Source organism: Nitrospirota bacterium (genome assembly GCA_020851375.1).
GTDB lineage: Bacteria > Nitrospirota > 9FT-COMBO-42-15 > HDB-SIOI813 > HDB-SIOI813 > RBG-16-43-11.
Genome location: JADZCV010000048.1, coordinates 1 through 19,782, shown reverse-complemented (window position 1 = coordinate 19,782; position 19,782 = coordinate 1). Strand labels below are relative to the sequence as shown.

Sequence of the window (19,782 nt, the reverse complement as noted above, 5' to 3'; positions counted from 1 at the left end):
CAATTAAATGTCAACTAAGACGACTGCGTCAAAATTATGGCACTATTTTTGCTACATATTATATTAATTAGGATCTTTTAATGGGGTAGAAAACATGGCATTGTTCTGATAATATTTCTGCAATTTTAAAACGGGAAAAATGGACAATAATAACTTCATCAGGGAATTGACATCTGAGTGGACGGGCATTCTTGCAAGACTTGCAGATTTTACATTAGTCTGCTGTAACGAGGTTAGGTATAAGGCCGGGCAAAGTGATGAGTTCAGATTATGCAGGTTGCTGCAGGAAGATAGTAACGGAAGATTATTCTGTGAGAGGGATTGTACCGCGCCCCTTGCACAGGCCAACAAAAGACAAGAACCTGTATATTTCAAGTGTTATGCCCACCTGAATAGTGTTGCCATCCCTGTTTTACCCAATACCGGGAATAGTGGTACGCGTTTCATACTTGGGGGAAGAATATTAACCTCATATGATGACCTGGTTGCTTACAGGAGTGTTGCTGAAAAGCTTGGGATTGATGATAACCGCATCTCTGAAGCTGTCAGAGGGGTTTCCACAAAAAACAGAGAAGCATTCAAATCTTCTGCAGATGCCCTGAAAACAGTAGTTGATCACCTGCTGCAGGGTGACAGCGTCAAGAGGGATATGGAAAATGACATGTCCCGTATCAATACTATAATCAGAATTGCAACTTCCCCGGGAATCATGGCGGATGAAAAGGTGTTTTACGATACTGTGCTTGATTCTATTGGCGTGTTATTCAATGCAAGAACCGCCATGTTGCTGATAAGAGAAAACAGCAGTGATAACTTTTCGTCAAAAGCCGCATTCGGATACGCAAAAGACTCTCTCTCAGGATTTCGCATAAGTGAGTCTGACAGTATGATTAATGACGTTTTAATAAGGAAAGATACAGCGGAGTCAACAGAGGTATTTGAAATTCTAAAGGCAGGTTTCCCGAGTGTCTTTACCTCGGTTAAAATATTTCCGGTCAGCATCGGCAACAGGGTAGATGGCCTGATAGTAATATTCAATACGAAGATATCGCAGGCCGATGAAGAACTTCTCAAAATATTTTGCCAGTGCATCGCAACGGTGATGGGCAATCACATCCTTGCAGCGGCCCGTGCTGACATGGAAAACAGGGTTCTGGCATCACTTCACGCCCTGTATGCCATCGCCTCATGCATAGATTCCAGCGACCTCTTTAGCAATATAGTGGAAAAGTCTGCGGAGGTTGTTGGTGCAGAGCAGGGTTCAATAATGCTGCTGAATGAGGAGGCACATGAGATTGAAGTAAAATCAACACTGGGCCTGAACCTTGCAATTCTCAGTCACATCAGGATAAGACCCGGGGAGGGAATAGCAGGAAGCGTATTGGAAACAGGGATGCCGATGGTTGTAAGTAACGTGGAAGCGGACAACAGGGTCTCGAGGCCCAACCGGGTCCGCTACAGGACAAAGTCATTTATAAGCCTCCCGCTTAAGATAAGGAATAAGAGCATAGGCGTGTTAAATCTGGCTGATAAGAAAGATGGAACCTTCTTTTCAGAAAATGATATCAAACTTCTTGAGGCAATAGCCCTCTATTCGGCAGTTGCAATTGAGCGCAGGGTCTATTATCAGAGCGCCATTGACCTGCGCAAGATATCCATAACTGATCCGCTTACAAGCCTCCTTAACAGGAGATATTTTGAAGAGAGGATAGCAGAGGAAATGGAGCGTTCCAAACGTCACAGACAACCGTTTTCACTTATTATACTTGACATAGATAATTTTAAGAACCTCAATGATACCTATGGACATTTATACGGAGATGAAATTTTAAAGACCACTACCAGTGTTATAAGGAGATGTGTTAGGATAATTGACATTGCAGCAAGGTATGGAGGAGAAGAATTCGCAATTATCCTTCCAACGACAGACAAAAATGACGCAGGTATTATTGCTGAACGTATCCGGGCCGAGATTGAAGGGACCGTATGCCTCGCAAAAGATACCGGCACAACATTGAATATTACTGTAAGTCTCGGAATTGCATCTTTTCCAGACGATGCCTCTGCGGCAGAAGAGCTTATCAATAACGCTGACAGGGCCCTGTACAGGGCAAAGAGTCAGGGAAAAAACAAGGTGGTGATCTTTGGAAGTTTATAGGAACAGTGATGAACTGCTTATAATACTGAGTGATGGCATTGAAGGGTTTATATCACTGGAGACGGAAGACGAGATTCTTAAAAGCGCTCTTACCCTCTGCATGACTGTTTCAAAGACCACATCAGGCTGCATTATCAGGCAGGCCGGGGAAGGCAAATGGAAGATTAATGAGACCTACCATGACATACACATACCATCTGACCTGATAATGGATACCTTCAGGGAGAGAACTTTTAAGATTAATCAGGAACTCTCCTGTCTGCTCCCGCTCGAATTACGCAGGACAGTAAACACTATTGTTCCGGTCAATATTGACGGTTCAATCCATGCGGCGCTGTTGTTTCACAGCGATGAAAACACGAGGGTCTTTTCACTGCTGTCAATTATCCTCTCGTCTGTCCTATCGAGGTTGAATATCCTGAAAGAAGTGGAAGGGTTGAAGAGACATCATGAAGATGTTGTTTTAAAAAAAGAAGAGGCAGAGAGGCTTGCATCGCTCGGCTATGTTGCAGCCGGACTTGCCCATGAGATCAAGAATCCACTTGTTTCGATAAAGACGCTGGCTCAGCTCCTGCCTGAGAGGTATGATGACGAGGAGTTCAGATTCCGGTTTACGAATATTGCCATTAGCGAGATAGACAGGATAGGAAATATCGTATCAGACCTGCTCGATTTTGCAAAATCATCTGAACCCGATTTTACCAGCGTTGACATACAGGGTTTGATTGATGAGGTAATAGCCCTGCTTTCTGCACGGTTTGATGAGTGCGGCATTTTGGTTTCGAGGAATTACCTTTCAGATATTCCTGCGATTTATGGTGACAGGGCTCAATTAAAACAGCTTTTCCTCAACATCTTTCTGAACAGCCATGAGGCTATGCAGACCGGGGGGAGAATAACTGTAGGTTTCAACATCGGGGCAGACAGTGATAAAATTAAAAAACTTATAGTAAAGATATCAGATACGGGCAGTGGCATTGAGAAAGAAAATATGCAGCATGTATTTGAACCCTTCTTTACGACAAAAGGCAAAGGAACAGGCCTTGGTCTGTCTATCTGCAAGAGGATGGTGTCAAATCACGGAGGAAAGATATCCTTAGACAGCGCTTATAAACAGGGGACGACAGTTACAGTTGAACTTCCGGCAAGTAATGCAACTTAGGAGTCATTCATCATGGAACTGCTATTACTCATAACATCATCCGCAGAGATGGTCAACAGCTTTAAGTCATCGCTTGCAGATGAATATATTATAATGACGGCAGACAGCCTTAAAAAGGGTCTGGTCCTTCTTCAGGAAGAGCATATTGTAAGCGTAGCAATTGATGTGACTATATCAGACATGATTGATGAGGATATGGGAAGGTTAAGGTCATGCAGGGAAGCCACCCGTTTGATAGGCATTGTCCCATTTAGTATATCTGAGGATGAAAAGGACAAATATAATACTGGATTTGACGATATAATTTATACGCCTCTGTCGCACTCAGGAATCAGGGCTACCCTGAGAAGGGTAAAAGAGAGGCATAGCATATATGATGAAGTCGGGGGCATGAGATATCCCGACCCTGAGATACGTTCACAGTATCAGCTTCAGGCAGACACTGTTTACCTTTCATTCAGACATCTTGAGAAGGCTATAGAGCTGTCAAAGACCTTTACTCTAAACAACTTTGACCTCGACAGGATGCTTAATATGTTTCTCGACACCCTGATGGATACTACGGCAGTGGGCCGTGCTTCAATACTCCTGTCAGATCAGAAAGACGGAATTTACAGGATCAGGTGTTCAAGGGGGCTCTCTCCTGATTTTGTTTCAAGGCTTTATCTTTCTTCCGGAAGTTCCATTGTCCTGTGGCTCTCTGCGAGCGGCAGGATATTGAAGAGGAACTCCGCAGACCATGAAAGTGCGGAACAGCAGACTATTCTGAGCAGTGCATTAAGGGAGATGAAGATGCTGCATTCTGCAGTCACTATTCCGGTAATAAATGAGGGCAAACTTACCGGTATATTGAATCTTGACAATAAGATTACAGGTATTCCTTTTAATAATCCGGAACTGGAGCGGATATTCATACTTGCTACTTATCTTGGAAAGGCGATTCGTGACATATATCACTACCAGAGTATCTGTGAACAGAAGGAATATATTCAGAAGATTCTTGAACAGATGGAATCTGAAAAGAGGGAAGTGGTATCAGAAAAGAAGACTGATGAGGACTCCCTGATATTTAACGAATTGGTCGGGAGGATGTCTCACGAGCTGAGAAATCCGCTTGTCTCTATCAGGACATTCACTCAATTGATGAAAGAACGGTACAATGATCCTGAGTTTAAAGATTTTTTCTATACTACTGTAACAGGAGAGGTGGAAAAATTAAACAGCCTCGTAGAAAAATTGATTGCATTTACTCATCCTATAGAGTATAAATTTAACTTGGTGGATATTGGCAAGGTACTTGATGACAGTATTTTGGCCGTCACCAGGAATGTTAAGCAGTCTGAATTTCGCATCTTAAGAAACTACAAGCGTGACACAATTATTCTTCGGGCAGACAAGGTGCAGTTGGGAAAGGCCTTTTCTCATCTTATACAGAATTCATTGAGCGCAATGACATCAGGCGGGACACTGACAATAGATGTCGAACAGACCCCGGAAGATGAAACTTGTTCTGTTTCAATCAAAGACACAGGTAAAGGAATACCTCAGGAAGACATTGACAGGATTTTTGATCCCTTTTATACGACCCCGGAGAAGGGTGTGGGGCTGGGACTTCCATTGAGCAGGAAGATCATTGAAGGACACGGAGGAAAAATCACTGTCAGCAGCGTGCTCAATCAGGGTACTACACTGACTGTCATCCTTCCTTCAAACCTGCAAGACGCTAAACAGGAGGATTGAATGGAGAATAAATGCAACATCCTCGTGGTTGATGATATGGTGGGACCACGGGAAGCTCTCCGCATGATTCTGAAGAATAAACATGAAGTAACGACAGTTGAAAATGGTGAACTGGCCCTGGATTGCCTCGGCAAAAAAGACTTCTATGTGGCGATCATAGATATCAAGATGGCCGGCATGGATGGATTGCAGCTTCTGAAAAAGATCAAAGAAACAAAGCCGGACACCGAAGTTGTTTTGATGACGGCATATGCCAGTGTGGATACTGCAAAGAATGCCCTTCGTTACGGTGCACTTGACTACCTTATTAAACCCTTTGATCACAAGGATGTGATTGAAATAGTGGAAAAAGGGGTAGCAAGGCGGGGGGAGCAGGTCAAGACCAGGCTTGAGATAGAGAGGCTGCACATAGCCACTTCTGAATTATCAAAAAAAGTTGAGGATGCGAAACGGAATATTGAAAGTCATTATGCAAGTACGGTAAAGGCGTTGCTTGCAACCATTGACGCAAAAGACCAGTATACGAGGGGCCACTCTGAAAGGGTTGCAAGATTTTCTGCATTCCTTGCTGAAAAGGCATGTTTTCAGCATGATAAGATACTGAGTCTTGAGCAGGCAGCCCTTATTCATGATATAGGCAAGATAGGCGTGGAAGGGTATATCCTCAAAAAGCCCGGTACACTGGATACCGTGGAGTTTGATGAAATCAGGAAGCATCCTATGATCGGGGCAAAGATTATCACATCCGTTGATTTCCTTCAGGATATGAGACCGATAATATTATGTCACCACGAACGGTTTGACGGCTCGGGCTTTCCCGAGGGGATAAAGGGATCAGCCATTCCCATGAGTGCACGGATAGTTGCAGTTGCCGATGCGGTTGATGCCATGCTGTGCGACCGTCCTTACAGGCCGGCGATGGCGCTGGAACATGTAAAGGAAGAATTGACGTTAATGGCGGGGAAACAGTTCGATCCGGAAATCGTATCTGTTGTCATTAACAGCGGCCTTCTTGAGTGTTATTCCGGAATTTTTGATTTTCAGCATAGCTGATGGTATATGCTGAAAAAAGTAAAGGAGAATTTTATGAGAAAAGGTTTATTGTTTTCGGCTCTTGTGTTGTTTTTGCTGTTACCTCTGATACATCCGGTAAATGCTGCTGAGACAAATCAGATTAATATTGATGATGAAATAAAATCCCTGAAGAAAGATATGCAGGATTTGAAAAAAGACGTTGAGACACTGAAGGCAAAAAGCGCAGCAGCTCCGGCTCAGCCATCTCAGGAGCTGCAGGAAGTTACAGCAGGCACAGATGATGATCCCTTTCTGGGCCGGTCAGATGCACCCGTAACCATCATAGAATTTTCAGATTACCAGTGCCCGTTCTGCGGACGCTTTGTCAAGAACACATTACCTGATATAGTAAAGAAATATATAGATACCGGCAAAGTCAAATATATTTTCAGAGACTTCCCGTTAGACTTCCATAAAAATGCTCCTAAGGCCGCTGAGGCTGCCAATTGTGCAGGTGACAAGGGAAAATACTGGGAAATGCATGATAAACTATTCGACAATCAGAGCGCCCTCTCTCTGGACAATCTCAGACAGTATGCTACTGAGATTGGATTGGATGCTGATTCGTTTAATGCGTGCCTGGACAGCGGAAGACATGCTGAAGAGATAACAAAGGATTTGGAGGATGGGATAAAGGCTACGGTGTCCGGTACCCCAACCTTTGTCATCGGCAGGACACAGAGCGGTAAAAAAGAGGTTGTTGGAAAAAAACTGGTTGGCGCGAGGCCTCTTGCATCTTTTGAACAGGTGATTGACCAGTTGCTTGCGGAACCTGTAAAATAGAATATTTCATGCCTGCTCAAACAGGGCGTCTACAAATTCCCTTGCGTCGAAGTCTTTCAGATCCCCGATCCCTTCGCCTACCCCGATCAACTTAACCGGGATATTGAGCTCTTCGGTAATGCTGAGTATTATGCCGCCCTTCGCAGTTCCATCGAGTTTGGTTAATACTATACCCGAGACTCCTATGTCTTTATTGAAGAGGCGTGCCTGGGAAAGGGCATTTTGACCTGTTGTTGCATCAAGAACGAGTAACACTTCATGCGGACTCCCGGGATGTTCTCTCTCAAGGATCCTCCGGATCTTCCTGAGTTCCTCCATCAGGTTAACCTTTGTATGAAGACGTCCGGCTGTATCCACTATAAGTACATCCGCCCCCTTTGCCCTGGCAGAGGCAATGGCGTCATATACAACGGCAGCGGGGTCAGCGCCGTCAGATTGCCTGATCACGGATGCACTGCTTCGTTCGCCCCATATGACGAGCTGATCAATTGCCGCTGCCCTGAAGGTATCAGCAGCAGCAATCACAACTCTTCTGCCTTCCCTTCTGAGTTTCTCAGACAACTTTCCTATAGTAGTGGTCTTGCCGGTTCCGTTCACACCTATTATTACTATGACGGCAGGTTTCGCCGCATCGAGATTCAAAGAACCTTCATGTTGTGTCAGTATTGAAAGCATCCCCTCTTTAAGAGAGGTTCTGACTCCGTCAGGATTTGTTATCTTATCCTTTTTTACCTTTTCAATAAGTCTGGCGGTTACAGCAGAACCGAGGTCTGCGGCGATCAGCACCTCTTCCAATTCCTCCAGAAGAAGCGGATCCACCTTCTTAAATCCTGAGAGGAGCGTATCAATCGTTCCTACAAGTTTGTCTCTGGTACGTGAAATTTTGCTGCTTAACTTGTCTGTAATCTTAGAAAAGAAGTTCATTTGATAATCCTGCCTTCATCCAAACAACTGAAATATCAGTATAGTAATTACAGTGCCGAGCACTGCACCCCATATAACCTCACCGGCAGTATGTATACCCATTGTTATCCTGCTGTAAGCCAGGGAAAAGGATAATATAAACGTCAGTATTGATACTAATGCATTTTTGGTTAAAAAGACAACTGATGTGCCGATGGCAAATGATACGGCGGCATGTCCGCTTGGAAGGCCGCCAAGGAAAGGCCTTCCCTTCCTGTAATGTGATTTTGCGAGCACCACGGCAATAATAACAAGGATCAGGATTATTAACGTAAGATGTTCTGATGTGTCTTCCACGTACATGACACCTCTGCTGAATGGTTTTTTCACATATGGAAAGAGGATCAGGTAGCCTGTGATCAGCGCGCCTGCAGAGACCAGAAAGACGGCGCCCGCAGCGACATCCTTTGCAACTTTGGCAAGCTGATTATATTCCGGTGATACAAGGTCTACAATTGACTCAATGGCGGTATTAATCATTTCGGACAGGAGGACCAGCAGGATTATGAAGCAAAGGATAAGAAACTCAATGCGGGTAACACCGAGGAGCAGGCTTGCTATAATGACTGCCCCGGCCACCCAGAAATGATAGCGCATGTGCCTCTGGGTCTTGGCAGCATACAGGATGCCTTCTACCGCAAGGTTTGCGCTTTCAAAAAAGTTACCCGGTTTCATGTCAGGCGTCCTGTAATCCGGATAAGATGATTTTTTCCTTCCGCTTCATCCTCCGGGCCTCTTTTTGCGAGATTTCATGATCATACCCCAGAAGATGGAGGATGCCATGTATCAGCAGAATCCGAAACTCTTTATCCGTGGAATGACCCCGCTCTGCTGCCTGCGAGTGTATCTTTTCCATTGATAGCACTATGTCTCCAAGGAATCTTCCGGATTTACCATCCTCCGGGACCGTCTTAACCATATGGGTTGGTGTTGAGGGGATAAAAGAAAGCACATCGGTTGGTTTGTCAATCCCCCTGTATTGCCTGTTAAGTATTCTCATGAATCCGTTGTTTACAATCAGTATGCTTAATTCTGTTTCACCGGTCCTGCACAGTGATAATATTTTATAAGCATCTGCCTTAATTTTTTTAAGGTTGACCCTGAATTTTCTCTGACTATTTTTTACCTCTATAATCATTACGTCCTGGATTTTTTAACTCTTTTTCTCCTTGAAACAAATATATCATAGGCCTTAATTATATCCTGAACCAATTTGTGCCTTACAACGTCCTTCTCTGTAAAGTATACAAATTCTATCCCTTTAATTCCTGAGAGCACATTTTGTATCTCAATCAGGCCTGAGACCTTCTCTGCAGGCAGATCAACCTGCGTAATATCCCCTGTTACCACTACACGGGAATTAAAACCAAGCCTCGTCAGGAACATCTTCATCTGCTCTGAGGTGGAATTCTGTGCTTCATCAAGTATGATGAAAGAATCATTGAGAGTCCTGCCGCGCATGAATGCAAGCGGGGCAATCTCTATATCGCCGCGTTCAATCAGCCTGTTTGCCTTTTCAGTCTCCATCATGTCGTACAGGGCGTCATAAAGCGGTCTTAAATAGGGATTTACCTTTTCATACATGTCACCCGGAAGAAATCCGAGCTTCTCTCCGGCCTCAACAGCCGGTCTGGCCAGTATAATGCGGTTCACCTCTTTCCCTACCAGCGCAGAGACCGCCATTGCCATTGCCAGATATGTCTTGCCTGTGCCTGCCGGTCCTATCCCTATAACAATGTCGTTGTCACGTATCGCCTTCATGTACTCTGACTGAGTATGGGATTTGGGAATAATCAGCTTTCTTTTTGAAGGCAGTGAAACTGCCTCCTGAAACACCTCTGTGATTTTCAATTTATCATCCTTAAGAGCCTGTCTGATAATATAATCAACGTCATCAGGTTTTATTGAATAGCCCTCCTCAACAAGAGCTGTAAGACCTGTAATTACTTCCTGTCCTGTCCTGATCTTCTCCCGGGGACCATCCAGAATGATCTCATGACCTCTTGCAACAACCTTAATACCAAGGCTCTCCCCTATCATCCGCAGATTGGCATCACCGCCTCCAAACAGGGTATATGGATCAATGCGTTCTTTAAGCCGTATCTTTAATGTAGTATTTGACATCACGCCTGCCTGAGTAGACCATGCACCATTGTATATTTGATAATGTCGCTCAGGTTATGAAGATCAAGTTTCTTCATGATCTTTTTACGGTGGGTTTCCACTGTATTTATACTTATGCATAGATGTTCAGATATGCCCCTGTTGGTCATGCCTCCGGCGAGAAGGCGAAGCACCTCCTTTTCACGGGCGCTGAGGGATTCGTATGATATCCCCGATGATGGCAAAAACCTTCCTGCATCCTGAGGCACATGAGAAAACCTGTAGAAATATTTATCTCCCGCAGAGACAGCAGCTATTGCGTCAAACAGCTCCCTGTCAACGGACTTCTTGGGCAGATAACCTGAAGCGCCAATCCTCATCCCGTCTTCCTGGAGGAAATTATCTTCATACATGGTAAGGAGAATGATTGCCGTATCAGGTAAAATTCGCTTTATCCTCTGAGTAGCCTCAAGTCCATTAAGATGCGGCATTGATACATCCATCAGGATAATATCAGGATTGGTCTCACGGGCCAAATGAACCGCCTCATTCCCGTCAGCGGCCTCTCCGACAACGGAAATCCAATTCAATGATTCAAGGATGCGCCTGAGCCCCTGCCTGAACAGGGCATGGTCATCCACTATAAGTAAATTAACAACCTTTTGTTGCAACGCCTGTTGCCTGGGGTAACCCATAAGGTATCTCCATACTTACAGTCGTACCGCAGCCGTGATCGGATTCTACCCATACCTTGCGCCATGATTTCATAACCATGATGTGAGAAAAGTGTTTCGAGATATCCCTCACGCTTTCATCGTCATCAACAATGAGGAGTCTTTCTCTGAATCTTTCGCTTTCAATTTCAGGCATTTTATTGGGCTATTTACTATATGCTCAATTGTCTATTTTATCCCATCTCACAGGTGTTGTAAAGGATGGGGTCAACGCAGACACTGGCTTTGTCGGGTTGACAGATTCAACGGATGCTGTATGCTATCCTCAACATGACAAAATCGTGTGGACTCGATCCATTTTTTTATCCTCTTTCAATAGCCGTAGTTGGGGCATCTGAGGATCTGGCAAAGCCGTCAGGCATCATCATAAGGAATCTCATTCATGGTTTTAAAGGCAGGATATATCCTGTAAACCCAAAACACCCTCTGCTCCACGGTATCCCATGTTTTCCTTCAGTAAATGACATACCTGGTGATGTGTCGTTGTCAGTTTGCATAACTCCGACAGGAACTGTACCGACCCTTCTCGGTGAGCATGCACAAAAAGGCATTCATCATGTCATCATAGCAACCGCAGGATTTGCCGAGACAGAGGGCGGAGATGCCATACAAAGGGAAATAAAGGAAATTGCAGGCAATGCAGGCATCCGTATTATCGGACCGAACTGCCTTGGAATCTTTCATCCATATACCGGACTCGACACATTTTTTCTTCCGTATGATAAAGTTCCGAGACCCGGGGCTGGCAACATATCCATAATTTCTCAGAGCGGGTCCATTCTGGGTACGACGCTTATCCTGATGGAACAGGAAGGGCTTGGAGTTGCAAAGGCGGTGAGCTATGGGAACAGGATTGATGTTGGAGAGACAGAGCTGCTTGAGTATCTCAGTTCTGATGAGGATACCGGCGTTATCGGCATCTGCATTGAATCTGTTGGAGATGGAAGGGGATTTATCCGTGCAGCCAGGCAATGCAATAAACCAATTGTTGTTTTAAAGCTTGGTCAGCAGCCTGCAGGTAAAAGGGCTTCCAGATCACACACAGGTTCAATGTCAGGACGACATGAGATATTCCAGGCGGCATTCAGGAGAAGCGGGATTTACGAGGCAGACACACTTGAGGAGTTTACAGACCTGTTAAAGACATTTTCCATGCAGAGGCCGCATAAGGGAAACAGGATACTAATAGTAACAAATGCCGGTGGTATAGGGGTAATGACGGCAGACTTGTGTAACAGGGAGGGTCTTGAGGTAGCTGACCTTCCAATTGAGCCTAAGGAGCGTCTCAGGTCACTTCTGCCTCATTATTATTCCTTGTCCAATCCAATAGACCTCACTGGAAATTCTACTGATGAACAGTTTGCCCTTGTACTTCGTGAATGCCTCGATTATTTTGATGCTGCCCTCCTTATACCGTTTATGACTGTCCCCGGTGTTACCACGGGATTGGGCAGACTCCTTGCAGGCAGTTTAAAGGATTATAATAAACCGGTGGCATCTCTTCATCCTTTTTCAGAGGATGGGAAAACTCTGGAAGCGGCATTTATGAAGGACAAAATACCCGTATTCCCCACACCATTAAGAATGGTGAAGGCAGTTGCAGCGCTTCTGAAAGATACCCATACAGAACCTGTTCCTGAAAATGTCCGGGAGTATCCTGGAATAAAGTCTCTGCTTAAGGACCTGCAGCCTGGCAATGTCAGGGGACTGCCTGGCGCCATGAATCTCAGATCCCCGGAATATTTTACAGCAGGAAGTCAGAAAGAGACATTGGCCGGTGTCAGCAGGCTGAGGTTTCCGGTTGCCGTCAAGGTGGTTTCACCTGATGTAATTCATAAGACTGAAGTTGGTGGAGTAAGACTTGGTATATCCGGCAGGAGGGAGCTTATAGAAGCGTACAGGGAAGTAATCAGTTCAGTCAGGAGAAATGTCCCTGAAGCCCGTGTGTCAGGCGTGATAATTGAAGAGATGGCGCCGCAAGGTGCAGAGGTTATCATTGGCGCTATAAGGGATCCTGACTTCGGCGCTGTGGTAATGTTTGGGCTTGGCGGGACTTACACAGAAATCCTGAAAGATGTAATATATGATATCGCCCCTGTTACTCACAATGGTGCATTGCGGATGATAGAGTCAATAAGAGGGTATGATATATTAAAAGGTGTCCGGGGGGTTCAAGGTATAGACATGGAAACACTGGCTGAAGCCATTGTCAGAGTTTCTGAGGTAATTTATTTGTTCCCTGAAATCATGGAAATGGAATTCAATCCGGCGATTGCATATTCCGGCGGACTGACTGTAGTAGATGCAAGGGTGATAATGTAGTAGGAATAATGTCATTCCCGCGTAAGCGGGAATCCAGACCGATGCCTGGTTCTGGGTTCCCACTCCCCGCTTAAATCCTGTGGGGGACAGGTTCCGTGGGAATGACGGGTATACAGGGATTTTCGAGTGAAGATAAGGCCTTTCATATTAATATTTCTGATACTTGCACTAATTGGCTGCAAATCATATCCTCCGGCAAGGACGGATGCCACACCTCCCCCATCCAAGGAGATGGGGAGGGCCTTTGTAAGGGAGGCCCTTCAGCATTACCAGTTTGTCAAAGACCCGGATGTAGTAAATGTAGTCAACAGCGTAGGCCGGCGCATTGTCAGTAAAATAGGGTCTAATCCTGACAGTTATCATTTCTTTGTGGTAAAAGAAAGTCAACCGAATGCCTTTGCCATACCAGGAGGATACATTTTTGTTTTTGACGGCCTTCTTCTTCAATTAAGGGATGAAGGGGAGCTTGCCGGCGTACTTGCCCATGAGATTGCGCATGTGGAAAGGGGACATTTCTTCAAAGACGACAAAAAGATTGCTGCGCTCGATATTGCCACTATTGCCGCTATCCTTCTGAGCGGCGGAAACCCTGCTGCACTTACGCTTGCAGGGGCCGCCAATCTCGATATAAGGCTGCAATTCAGCCGTGATAATGAGTCGGAGGCGGACAGTTATGCGCTCAGATACCTTGGAAAGGGAGGCTACTCATCCGAAGGACTCCTGAATTTCTTTGACACCATGATCCGTTATGAACGATTTAATCCCCAGATGGTTCCTGCGTATGCATCTACTCATCCGGGCCTTGAAGAAAGGAGGGACAGGGTAGGCGCATATCTCTTGAAAAAATCCGATGATGAGGACACTGCAGCTGATGGCGGATCAAAACCTGTTATTAGCCAGGACTGGCTGCGGATGCAGGCAACGCTCTTATCCCGTGACATAGACCTTAAAGATAATTCAATATTCATGCAGGCAATGAAAATTGATCAAATACCTGAAGACAGAAGGGAGGAGGCCTTAAATTATCTGTCAGGCCTTGCTTACATGAAGGCAGGACGCTACAGCGACGCAATTCCCAAATACCTTGCTGCCATAGCCAGTAACAGGGATAATTATGTCTACCATGCAGATCTTGCATACTGCTATTTAAAACAACAGGACCTTCTCAGGAGCAGGGAGGCAGCGGTCAGAAGCATAAGACTCAATGAAGATTATGAGCCTGTTCATGTAATAATGGGCATCATAGAGATTGATTCGGACAATCTTCCAGCAGCCATATTGCACCTTGAGAATGCGCTGAGAATAAATGATTCAGATGCCATGGCCAATTTCTATCTTGCAATGGCATACAGAAAAAGCGGAGACGTGGGCCTGGAGGCATTTTATTCTGCCATGTACTTCAAGACAAGCTTAGTCCCTGAGCGTGCACTTAATGAGTTCAACAGGGCTAAAGACCTGATAAAAACCGGAACACCCATGCAATTCAGGATTTTGCAGGAGATCGAAGAAATTAAACGCGAGGGTTTATAACAAATATTTAGTATTTTGCTATTGACATATTATTTACCGTTGATAAAATAACGCCAGCTTACAAAATTCATTACCCATTTTCGAATGGACTTTACTGATACTGTAATTGCAAATCCTGACAAGGTATACGATAGTCTGGCTGATGTATATGATCATTGGGTAGCCGAAGTACCCGCCCTCAAAATATTCTATAATATTTTTAACAGGACAATAGAAAAGAACAGCAGTAAATTTCATGGGACTGTACTGGACATAGGGTGCGGCACAGGTATTTTGTCAAGACGGATAGCCTCATTAAAAGGGGTTGACAGGGTAATAGGCATAGACATTTCGCCGCTGTCTGTTGAACAGGCATCATGTAAAGGCATCCCTGATTGCAACTTCTATGTGGCATCTGCCACTCAAATACCTGTTAAGGGCAATTCTATAGATTGTGTCGTTGCATACGGGGATATAATAAGTCATATTCATACGGAATACCCGTCAGCAATCAACGAGATAGCCAGGGTATGTAAAGAGGGCGCACATGTCTTTTTTGATATTGACAACAAATGGAATATGAGTCTTTTCTATGAATGGGATGAACTGAAGGCGGCAGTTAATGCAAGCCTGAATGAGGGGCATGTACGGATATGGTCGTTTATAGACTCCACCGGCAGATATAATACCATGAGATTTAAGACATTTACCCCGCGGGAGATCAGGATAATACTGGAGTCCTGCGGTTTCAGGATAGTATCTTTTGAAGGGATCATTATATTGCCAAATCTACTGCCTCAGAATATTCACTACTCCCCCTCCGGGAAAGGTCTCTTAAGTCAGGCCGTAATGGCCCTCAGTAAGTTTGACGCCATGTTCAGCCGGCTCCCCGGCTTGAGGGGGCTGGGTATAGGCGCATCTCTCATAGCCAGAAAGATTTAAGGATGCGATTTTCCAGGTCCAGAGTTATATTATTTGCCATACTGATTTTTATTGTTGCAGTTATCCTCTGGTTTTTTATGCCGCTCCACCCTTCTGCAAGAAAAGATGTACTCCGCGACAGTGCCTATATTTCAGGAATGGTCAGGCTAAGGCCGCTGATGGACAAACCATTTTCTTCAATAATGTCTGTTTTACCGGGAAGTTCTGCCAGGGTGGGCAATATACCTTTCTTTATGAGGCCGGTTGTCCCTCCGGCAGCAAAGTTTTATCTTCAGGGAGGCAAAGAGGGGGAAGGATGGGCTGTGGTTGCAGACCTCGGATGGAGATCAAGATTGTTCAGTATGTTGCACGGGATTATTATAGGGCAGATGCAATACAGGGGTATGGGTGCGATCGAGGGAGGAAATATATTAAGAACACCTTCAGGAACGAGGGTCCTTTTTTATCAGGATGGCAGGACACTGTTCGTTGCTGAGGGTGAGAAGATTATCGAAAAGATTACAGGACCTGATTCAATAGCAGGAACGGGCACAGAGGGGGCAGACATTCAGGGTTCAGCCATGGGGAGCGGGGACAGGAAGGTTATAACCAGTATCTCGTTTTCAAACATTGACGGGGATATAACGAGGGGTGTTGAGATGCTTGAGGATAGGGCAGGCTTTATCCTGCTGCCATCAGCCGCCAGCCTTATCAAAGGGAGACTTGAAATACGAAAGACAGGGAGTGACACGATCGCAGGAACCATTGAACTTATATGCCGTGAGGATGGTGACATTGCTGGTTTAGAGGGTGATGTTACATATATTATAGCCCTTCTTGACAGGCTGCTCTCAACGCAGAATATGAAAACTGACAGTTCGGTAAAGACCGAAGGAAATAACTTAACGGTTAATATCATGATTCATCCTGAAGGAGAAAGACAATGAGTAAAATATTAATACGAATTATTTTGTCTGTATTTTTGACGATGTTGATGGTGGACAGCCTCTTTGCTCTTACCTTTGAATTCAATAAAGAAAAGCCCGGGGTCAGAGAGTTTGTATCCAAAAACCTCCGCTTTACGGCAGGGGGGGAAAACATAATTCCAAAGCTTCCATCATCATTCTATATGATTACTTATTTCCCTGATGACATCCCGGTAATTGCGTACAAGGGCTCTTCCCCATTCCTGGACAGGATTTCCGGGGGAAAGAGTGCAAAAACCATCAAAGGTCCGCATGGAGAAAAGATTTTATACAACCCAGGCAGGCCGCCGGAAAAAAAACTCTTATCCTCATATGCATTATGGGATGGATGGGTCCTTATAGGAAATAAGAAAGAGACACTGCAAAACGTGCTGAAGCTCTATAAGAGTCCTTCAGATATTTCAAAAACGGGTATGCTTACGCCAAACTTCAGCGAATGGAAGGAGGGGGGGGTTAGGTTCTGGGGGGATAACTCAGATGGCCACATGACTAAGATCTTTGAGGCACAGAAGAAGTCCTTATTGATCCCCCTTGTCAAAGATCCCGGGAAGATTCAGGCCATTACAGGTGCTTTTAAACTGACGACAACCAGAGAAATGCGGGGAAAGATCATGGTAAAACCTGTGAACCCTCAGGCAGTTAAAGATATAGAAGGAGATGCAAGGTTTATTAGTGAGACTGTCAGGAGAAGGCTAACAGCAGTTAAATCACAGTATGAGGGCAGGATAAACAGTTCAAACGGCAATATAATTTATGATGTCTATATAGGTGATTACGAGGCGGCACGGGGTGAGATAATGAAAAATCAATAAAATGATTACATGTTCTGTTAAGTTTAATTTTGGCAATCCGATAAGGTGTGCGTACAAAACAAGGCGCAGGGAAGTGCCTGTTTAACCAGGGAGGGTTGCCATGGAAACAATCGGTCACTCATTATTCCGTAATTTTAACCTCAATAATCTTCTTGCACAGAACACGCAGGGTTCCTTAGACCCCCAACTCGCTGTCTATTCAAGGACAAAGGCCAAAGCGGAAATTGAAATTACTACAGCAGAAGGGGACCGCGTTACATTATTCAGCAAGTCCAGGTCGGAAACAATGTATGCCAGCTATGACTCCCAGGGAAACCTGACAGGGGCAGAGACATCAGAATCAGCGAGCACTAATCGTATAGTCACCACAAACGATGTCGCTATTGCGGTGGAAGGCAATCTTAGTGAGGAGGAGATTGCCGACATTCAGAAACTGCTTCAGTCAGTAGAAGATATGTTTACGAATTATCTTTACGGCAACGGGATGATGGAAGAGGACATGGTCTCTTCTTTGTCACTGGACTCGATGAAAACCCTCTCACACTTTGATGCTGACTTGAAATACTCTCAAAAGATCAAAGGATACGGTATAACGACAGGAAGTTCAGGCGAGACGCCACTGTTGTCCGCCCAGGAGTCTGCATCCGATGACAGCGGACTTGTCTCTGGAACTGATACGGATGTTGCCCCTGATGTCGCGACGATGATAGCCTTTAAGGCAAAAACAAAGGCATCCATGCATATAAGTGGTACAAGACTTTCTATTGATGAGCCTGTGCAGGCACAGTCACAGGAAGTCCTTCCTGAGGATGGCGCATCTGCTTCGGAAGCCGTCTCTGCCGGGAATACAGGCGGAGCTGCGGTCATTCCAGCAACTTTAGAACCAGCAGTTGCCGCTCCGGCTACAAATTCATTATCAATAATGAGTTTAAAGGCGATGATGAAGGCCTCTGTAATGGTTAGAGTTGCGCAGACCCTGACCGCACCTGCACCTGCAGATGCATCAGTTACAGGGAATCAGGCCGCAGATGCCAGCTCTGCCACGTCTGACACATTGTCATCCTTGTCTGCCTACAGGACAAAACTGGTGGAAGAGTTTTCAGCCCTTATCCGGCAATCAACGGTTGCTATCAATACTATATCTACAGTATTGTCCCAGTTCATCCCGGCTTTGATAGAACAGCTCAGTAATAACAAAATGCTGGACGAAAGCCAACAGGGGATGATACAGCGACTGGGCAGTGATATCATTGATACATCACAAAATATTACTCCGCAGTAATATCTTTGAGTTTTGCCGTTCCTTTACTTTTCAGAAAATTCCATCAATAATGAATAAGGAAGGATTTTCGGGTGAAGGGGGTTGAGCATGAACAAAGGTATAGTTGCCATAATCCTGACATTGAGTCTTTTCCTGACAGCCGGCGCCACACTTGCCGTGTCCGTTCCTATGGTTGGTGACAGTGCCCCTGATTTTACCCTGACTTCTGTAAAGGGTGAAAAGGTATCTCTGTCTCAATACAGGGGTTCAGTTGTTATACTGGGTCTGTTCCATATCTGTGAACCATGCATGAATCAGGCAACGGAGCTGCAGAAGATGCTGAATGAAGGGAAGACGAAGGCGGTTTTCCTGGGGGTCAACACTGCCGGTGACACAAAGGAGGATGTGCTGGCATACCTGAATCAGTTCAAGACTAATATTACCTTTCCCTATCTCCTTGACCCTGCAAAGGATGTCAACAGAAAGTACATGCAGAGGCTCATGCCTACTGTGATTATAATAGACGGGGATGGGGTTATCAGATTCAGGGGCTCCACGACACCAAAGGAAGTGCTTATCTCAGAGATTAGAAAGATAACAGATAAGTAGAATTGGATAGGATAAGGGCAGGTGCCGGTGTTCTATTAAAGAATTGTCACAGAGGTTCAGCATCTGCTGGGTAATATTTATACCATCCAGATATACTGGTTCTGAGATTCCACCCCAGCCGGCAAGCAATTCATATACTGTGAGTGCTTCCATCACCGAATCTAAAATTAAAGTTTATACCCTGATAATCCCCGGTGGGCCAATCTGTTGGTGCACAGGACTGGGCGGGGATAGGTTCATTAATATCCATGGCGTCAATCTGTAGATTAACCCATGTATCAGGTCCCATCCTCAGCGGGAAACCGTCAGTAAAGTTATAGGGAATGGCATATCCTCCGAGATAGTAGATCCCATTGATGATTTCATCGGCTACACCAATGTAGGTTTCGTTAACCCGGGCCATATCATAGTTGGCATAGCGGATGTTTTCTTTAACAAGCTTTCCACTTACAATCTGATTTACAGTCTCTCCGTTAGCCGGATTCTGACCTGTCATATCGGTCTCACTGTATATCCAAGTGTAACCTGTCACATTATCTTATCTAAAACCCCTATCTTTTTTTCACAATCTTTTGTATAAAAGGATTTCTTTATCAGATTAAATTGACCGGATATTGAGGAGAGGGAGGATAACCGGGAGCACCC

At 45.0% G+C, this 19,782-nt stretch carries 19 protein-coding genes; 12 read left to right on the top strand and 7 right to left on the bottom strand.

From position 1 onward, the window contains the following. The first annotated feature begins 139 nt into the window (after window positions 1-139). The 5 genes from IT393_11920 to IT393_11900 are packed head-to-tail and all read left to right on the top strand — an operon-like array spanning window position 140 to window position 6,917. Window positions 140-2,158 (top strand): diguanylate cyclase, encoded by a 2,019-nt coding sequence (locus tag IT393_11920; GenBank protein ID MCC7203352.1) that lies wholly within the window; start codon window positions 140-142, stop codon window positions 2,156-2,158. After that, entirely contained in the window at window positions 2,145-3,320 is a 1,176-nt protein-coding gene (locus IT393_11915) for a hypothetical protein (protein ID MCC7203351.1), read from the top strand. The genes IT393_11920 and IT393_11915 overlap by 14 nt, the downstream gene beginning before the upstream one ends. A 12-nt stretch (window positions 3,321-3,332) precedes the next feature. Further along, window positions 3,333-5,060 (top strand): GAF domain-containing protein, encoded by a 1,728-nt coding sequence (locus tag IT393_11910; protein ID MCC7203350.1) that lies wholly within the window; start codon window positions 3,333-3,335, stop codon window positions 5,058-5,060. Next, on the top strand, window positions 5,061-6,113 hold the full coding sequence (locus IT393_11905; GenBank protein MCC7203349.1) for a response regulator: 1,053 nt from the start codon (window positions 5,061-5,063) through the stop codon (window positions 6,111-6,113). 33 nt (window positions 6,114-6,146) lie between these two features. After that, on the top strand, window positions 6,147-6,917 hold the full coding sequence (locus IT393_11900; GenBank protein ID MCC7203348.1) for a DsbA family protein: 771 nt from the start codon (window positions 6,147-6,149) through the stop codon (window positions 6,915-6,917). A 6-nt stretch (window positions 6,918-6,923) separates the two neighbouring features. Here the strand turns inward: IT393_11900 and ftsY are convergent, their stop codons facing one another. The 6 genes from ftsY to IT393_11870 are packed head-to-tail and all read right to left on the bottom strand — an operon-like array spanning window position 6,924 to window position 10,853. Next, window positions 6,924-7,841 (bottom strand): signal recognition particle-docking protein FtsY, encoded by a 918-nt coding sequence (gene ftsY / locus IT393_11895; GenBank protein MCC7203347.1) that lies wholly within the window; start codon window positions 7,839-7,841, stop codon window positions 6,924-6,926. A 15-nt stretch (window positions 7,842-7,856) separates the two neighbouring features. Then, window positions 7,857-8,555 carry a diacylglycerol kinase gene (locus IT393_11890; GenBank protein ID MCC7203346.1) on the bottom strand — a complete coding sequence of 233 codons (699 nt, stop codon included), beginning with the start codon at window positions 8,553-8,555 and terminating at the stop codon, window positions 7,857-7,859. Between the two features lies 1 nt (window position 8,556). Continuing rightward, a complete protein-coding gene (ybeY, locus tag IT393_11885; protein ID MCC7203345.1) occupies window positions 8,557-9,018 on the bottom strand; it encodes an rRNA maturation RNase YbeY in 462 nt (153 codons plus the stop codon). After that, window positions 9,018-10,004: a PhoH family protein gene (locus IT393_11880; protein ID MCC7203344.1), complete on the bottom strand. Its 987-nt coding sequence runs from the start codon at window positions 10,002-10,004 to the stop codon at window positions 9,018-9,020. Before IT393_11880 ends, ybeY begins: the two co-directional genes overlap by 1 nt. Further along, complete coding sequence (locus IT393_11875; protein ID MCC7203343.1) at window positions 10,004-10,678, bottom strand: response regulator transcription factor; 675 nt, start codon at window positions 10,676-10,678, stop codon at window positions 10,004-10,006. The genes IT393_11880 and IT393_11875 overlap by 1 nt, the downstream gene beginning before the upstream one ends. Then, complete coding sequence (locus tag IT393_11870; protein ID MCC7203342.1) at window positions 10,635-10,853, bottom strand: hypothetical protein; 219 nt, start codon at window positions 10,851-10,853, stop codon at window positions 10,635-10,637. Before IT393_11870 ends, IT393_11875 begins: the two co-directional genes overlap by 44 nt. Before the next feature lie 134 nt (window positions 10,854-10,987). On the opposite strand from IT393_11870, the gene IT393_11865 reads away from it, so the two are divergent. The 7 genes from IT393_11865 (at window position 10,988) to IT393_11835 (ending at window position 19,137) form a co-directional block, all read left to right on the top strand. Continuing rightward, window positions 10,988-13,039, top strand: coding sequence for an acetate--CoA ligase family protein (locus IT393_11865; protein ID MCC7203341.1), 2,052 nt, complete (start codon window positions 10,988-10,990; stop codon window positions 13,037-13,039). Window positions 13,040-13,165: 126 nt separating this feature from the next. Further along, window positions 13,166-14,569: a M48 family metalloprotease gene (locus tag IT393_11860; protein ID MCC7203340.1), complete on the top strand. Its 1,404-nt coding sequence runs from the start codon at window positions 13,166-13,168 to the stop codon at window positions 14,567-14,569. A gap of 84 nt (window positions 14,570-14,653) precedes the next feature. After that, window positions 14,654-15,490: a class I SAM-dependent methyltransferase gene (locus IT393_11855; GenBank protein ID MCC7203339.1), complete on the top strand. Its 837-nt coding sequence runs from the start codon at window positions 14,654-14,656 to the stop codon at window positions 15,488-15,490. A gap of 2 nt (window positions 15,491-15,492) precedes the next feature. Beyond that, window positions 15,493-16,416, top strand: a complete 924-nt coding sequence (locus IT393_11850; protein MCC7203338.1) for a hypothetical protein — start codon at window positions 15,493-15,495, stop codon at window positions 16,414-16,416. Further along, the gene (locus IT393_11845) at window positions 16,413-17,267 is read left to right on the top strand and encodes a hypothetical protein (protein MCC7203337.1); all 855 of its coding nucleotides are present in this window, start codon (window positions 16,413-16,415) and stop codon (window positions 17,265-17,267) included. Before IT393_11850 ends, IT393_11845 begins: the two co-directional genes overlap by 4 nt. Before the next feature lie 100 nt (window positions 17,268-17,367). Continuing rightward, a complete protein-coding gene (locus tag IT393_11840) occupies window positions 17,368-18,549 on the top strand; it encodes a hypothetical protein (protein ID MCC7203336.1) in 1,182 nt (393 codons plus the stop codon). 87 nt (window positions 18,550-18,636) lie between these two features. Further along, window positions 18,637-19,137 (top strand): TlpA family protein disulfide reductase, encoded by a 501-nt coding sequence (locus tag IT393_11835; protein ID MCC7203335.1) that lies wholly within the window; start codon window positions 18,637-18,639, stop codon window positions 19,135-19,137. A 130-nt stretch (window positions 19,138-19,267) separates the two neighbouring features. Here IT393_11835 and IT393_11830 read toward each other — a convergent pair whose 3' ends face one another. Next, on the bottom strand, window positions 19,268-19,669 hold the full coding sequence (locus IT393_11830; GenBank protein ID MCC7203334.1) for a hypothetical protein: 402 nt from the start codon (window positions 19,667-19,669) through the stop codon (window positions 19,268-19,270). Window positions 19,670-19,782: the final 113 nt, after the last annotated feature.

Bases quoted from the DNA above. Each gene is read 5' to 3' on its own strand.
- IT393_11920 (MCC7203352.1), top strand. From the start codon at position 140: ATGGACAATAATAACTTCATCAGGGAATTGACATCTGAGTGGACGGGC.
- IT393_11910 (MCC7203350.1), top strand. From the start codon at position 3,333: ATGGAACTGCTATTACTCATAACATCATCCGCAGAGATGGTCAACAGC.
- IT393_11905 (MCC7203349.1), top strand. From the start codon at position 5,061: ATGGAGAATAAATGCAACATCCTCGTGGTTGATGATATGGTGGGACCA.
- IT393_11900 (MCC7203348.1), top strand. From the start codon at position 6,147: ATGAGAAAAGGTTTATTGTTTTCGGCTCTTGTGTTGTTTTTGCTGTTA.
- ftsY (MCC7203347.1), bottom strand. From the start codon at position 7,841: ATGAACTTCTTTTCTAAGATTACAGACAAGTTAAGCAGCAAAATTTCA.
- IT393_11890 (MCC7203346.1), bottom strand. From the start codon at position 8,555: ATGAAACCGGGTAACTTTTTTGAAAGCGCAAACCTTGCGGTAGAAGGC.
- ybeY (MCC7203345.1), bottom strand. From the start codon at position 9,018: ATGATTATAGAGGTAAAAAATAGTCAGAGAAAATTCAGGGTCAACCTT.
- IT393_11880 (MCC7203344.1), bottom strand. From the start codon at position 10,004: ATGTCAAATACTACATTAAAGATACGGCTTAAAGAACGCATTGATCCA.
- IT393_11875 (MCC7203343.1), bottom strand. From the start codon at position 10,678: ATGGGTTACCCCAGGCAACAGGCGTTGCAACAAAAGGTTGTTAATTTA.
- IT393_11870 (MCC7203342.1), bottom strand. From the start codon at position 10,853: ATGCCTGAAATTGAAAGCGAAAGATTCAGAGAAAGACTCCTCATTGTT.
- IT393_11865 (MCC7203341.1), top strand. From the start codon at position 10,988: ATGACAAAATCGTGTGGACTCGATCCATTTTTTTATCCTCTTTCAATA.
- IT393_11855 (MCC7203339.1), top strand. From the start codon at position 14,654: ATGGACTTTACTGATACTGTAATTGCAAATCCTGACAAGGTATACGAT.
- IT393_11850 (MCC7203338.1), top strand. From the start codon at position 15,493: ATGCGATTTTCCAGGTCCAGAGTTATATTATTTGCCATACTGATTTTT.
- IT393_11845 (MCC7203337.1), top strand. From the start codon at position 16,413: ATGAGTAAAATATTAATACGAATTATTTTGTCTGTATTTTTGACGATG.
- IT393_11840 (MCC7203336.1), top strand. From the start codon at position 17,368: ATGGAAACAATCGGTCACTCATTATTCCGTAATTTTAACCTCAATAAT.
- IT393_11835 (MCC7203335.1), top strand. From the start codon at position 18,637: ATGAACAAAGGTATAGTTGCCATAATCCTGACATTGAGTCTTTTCCTG.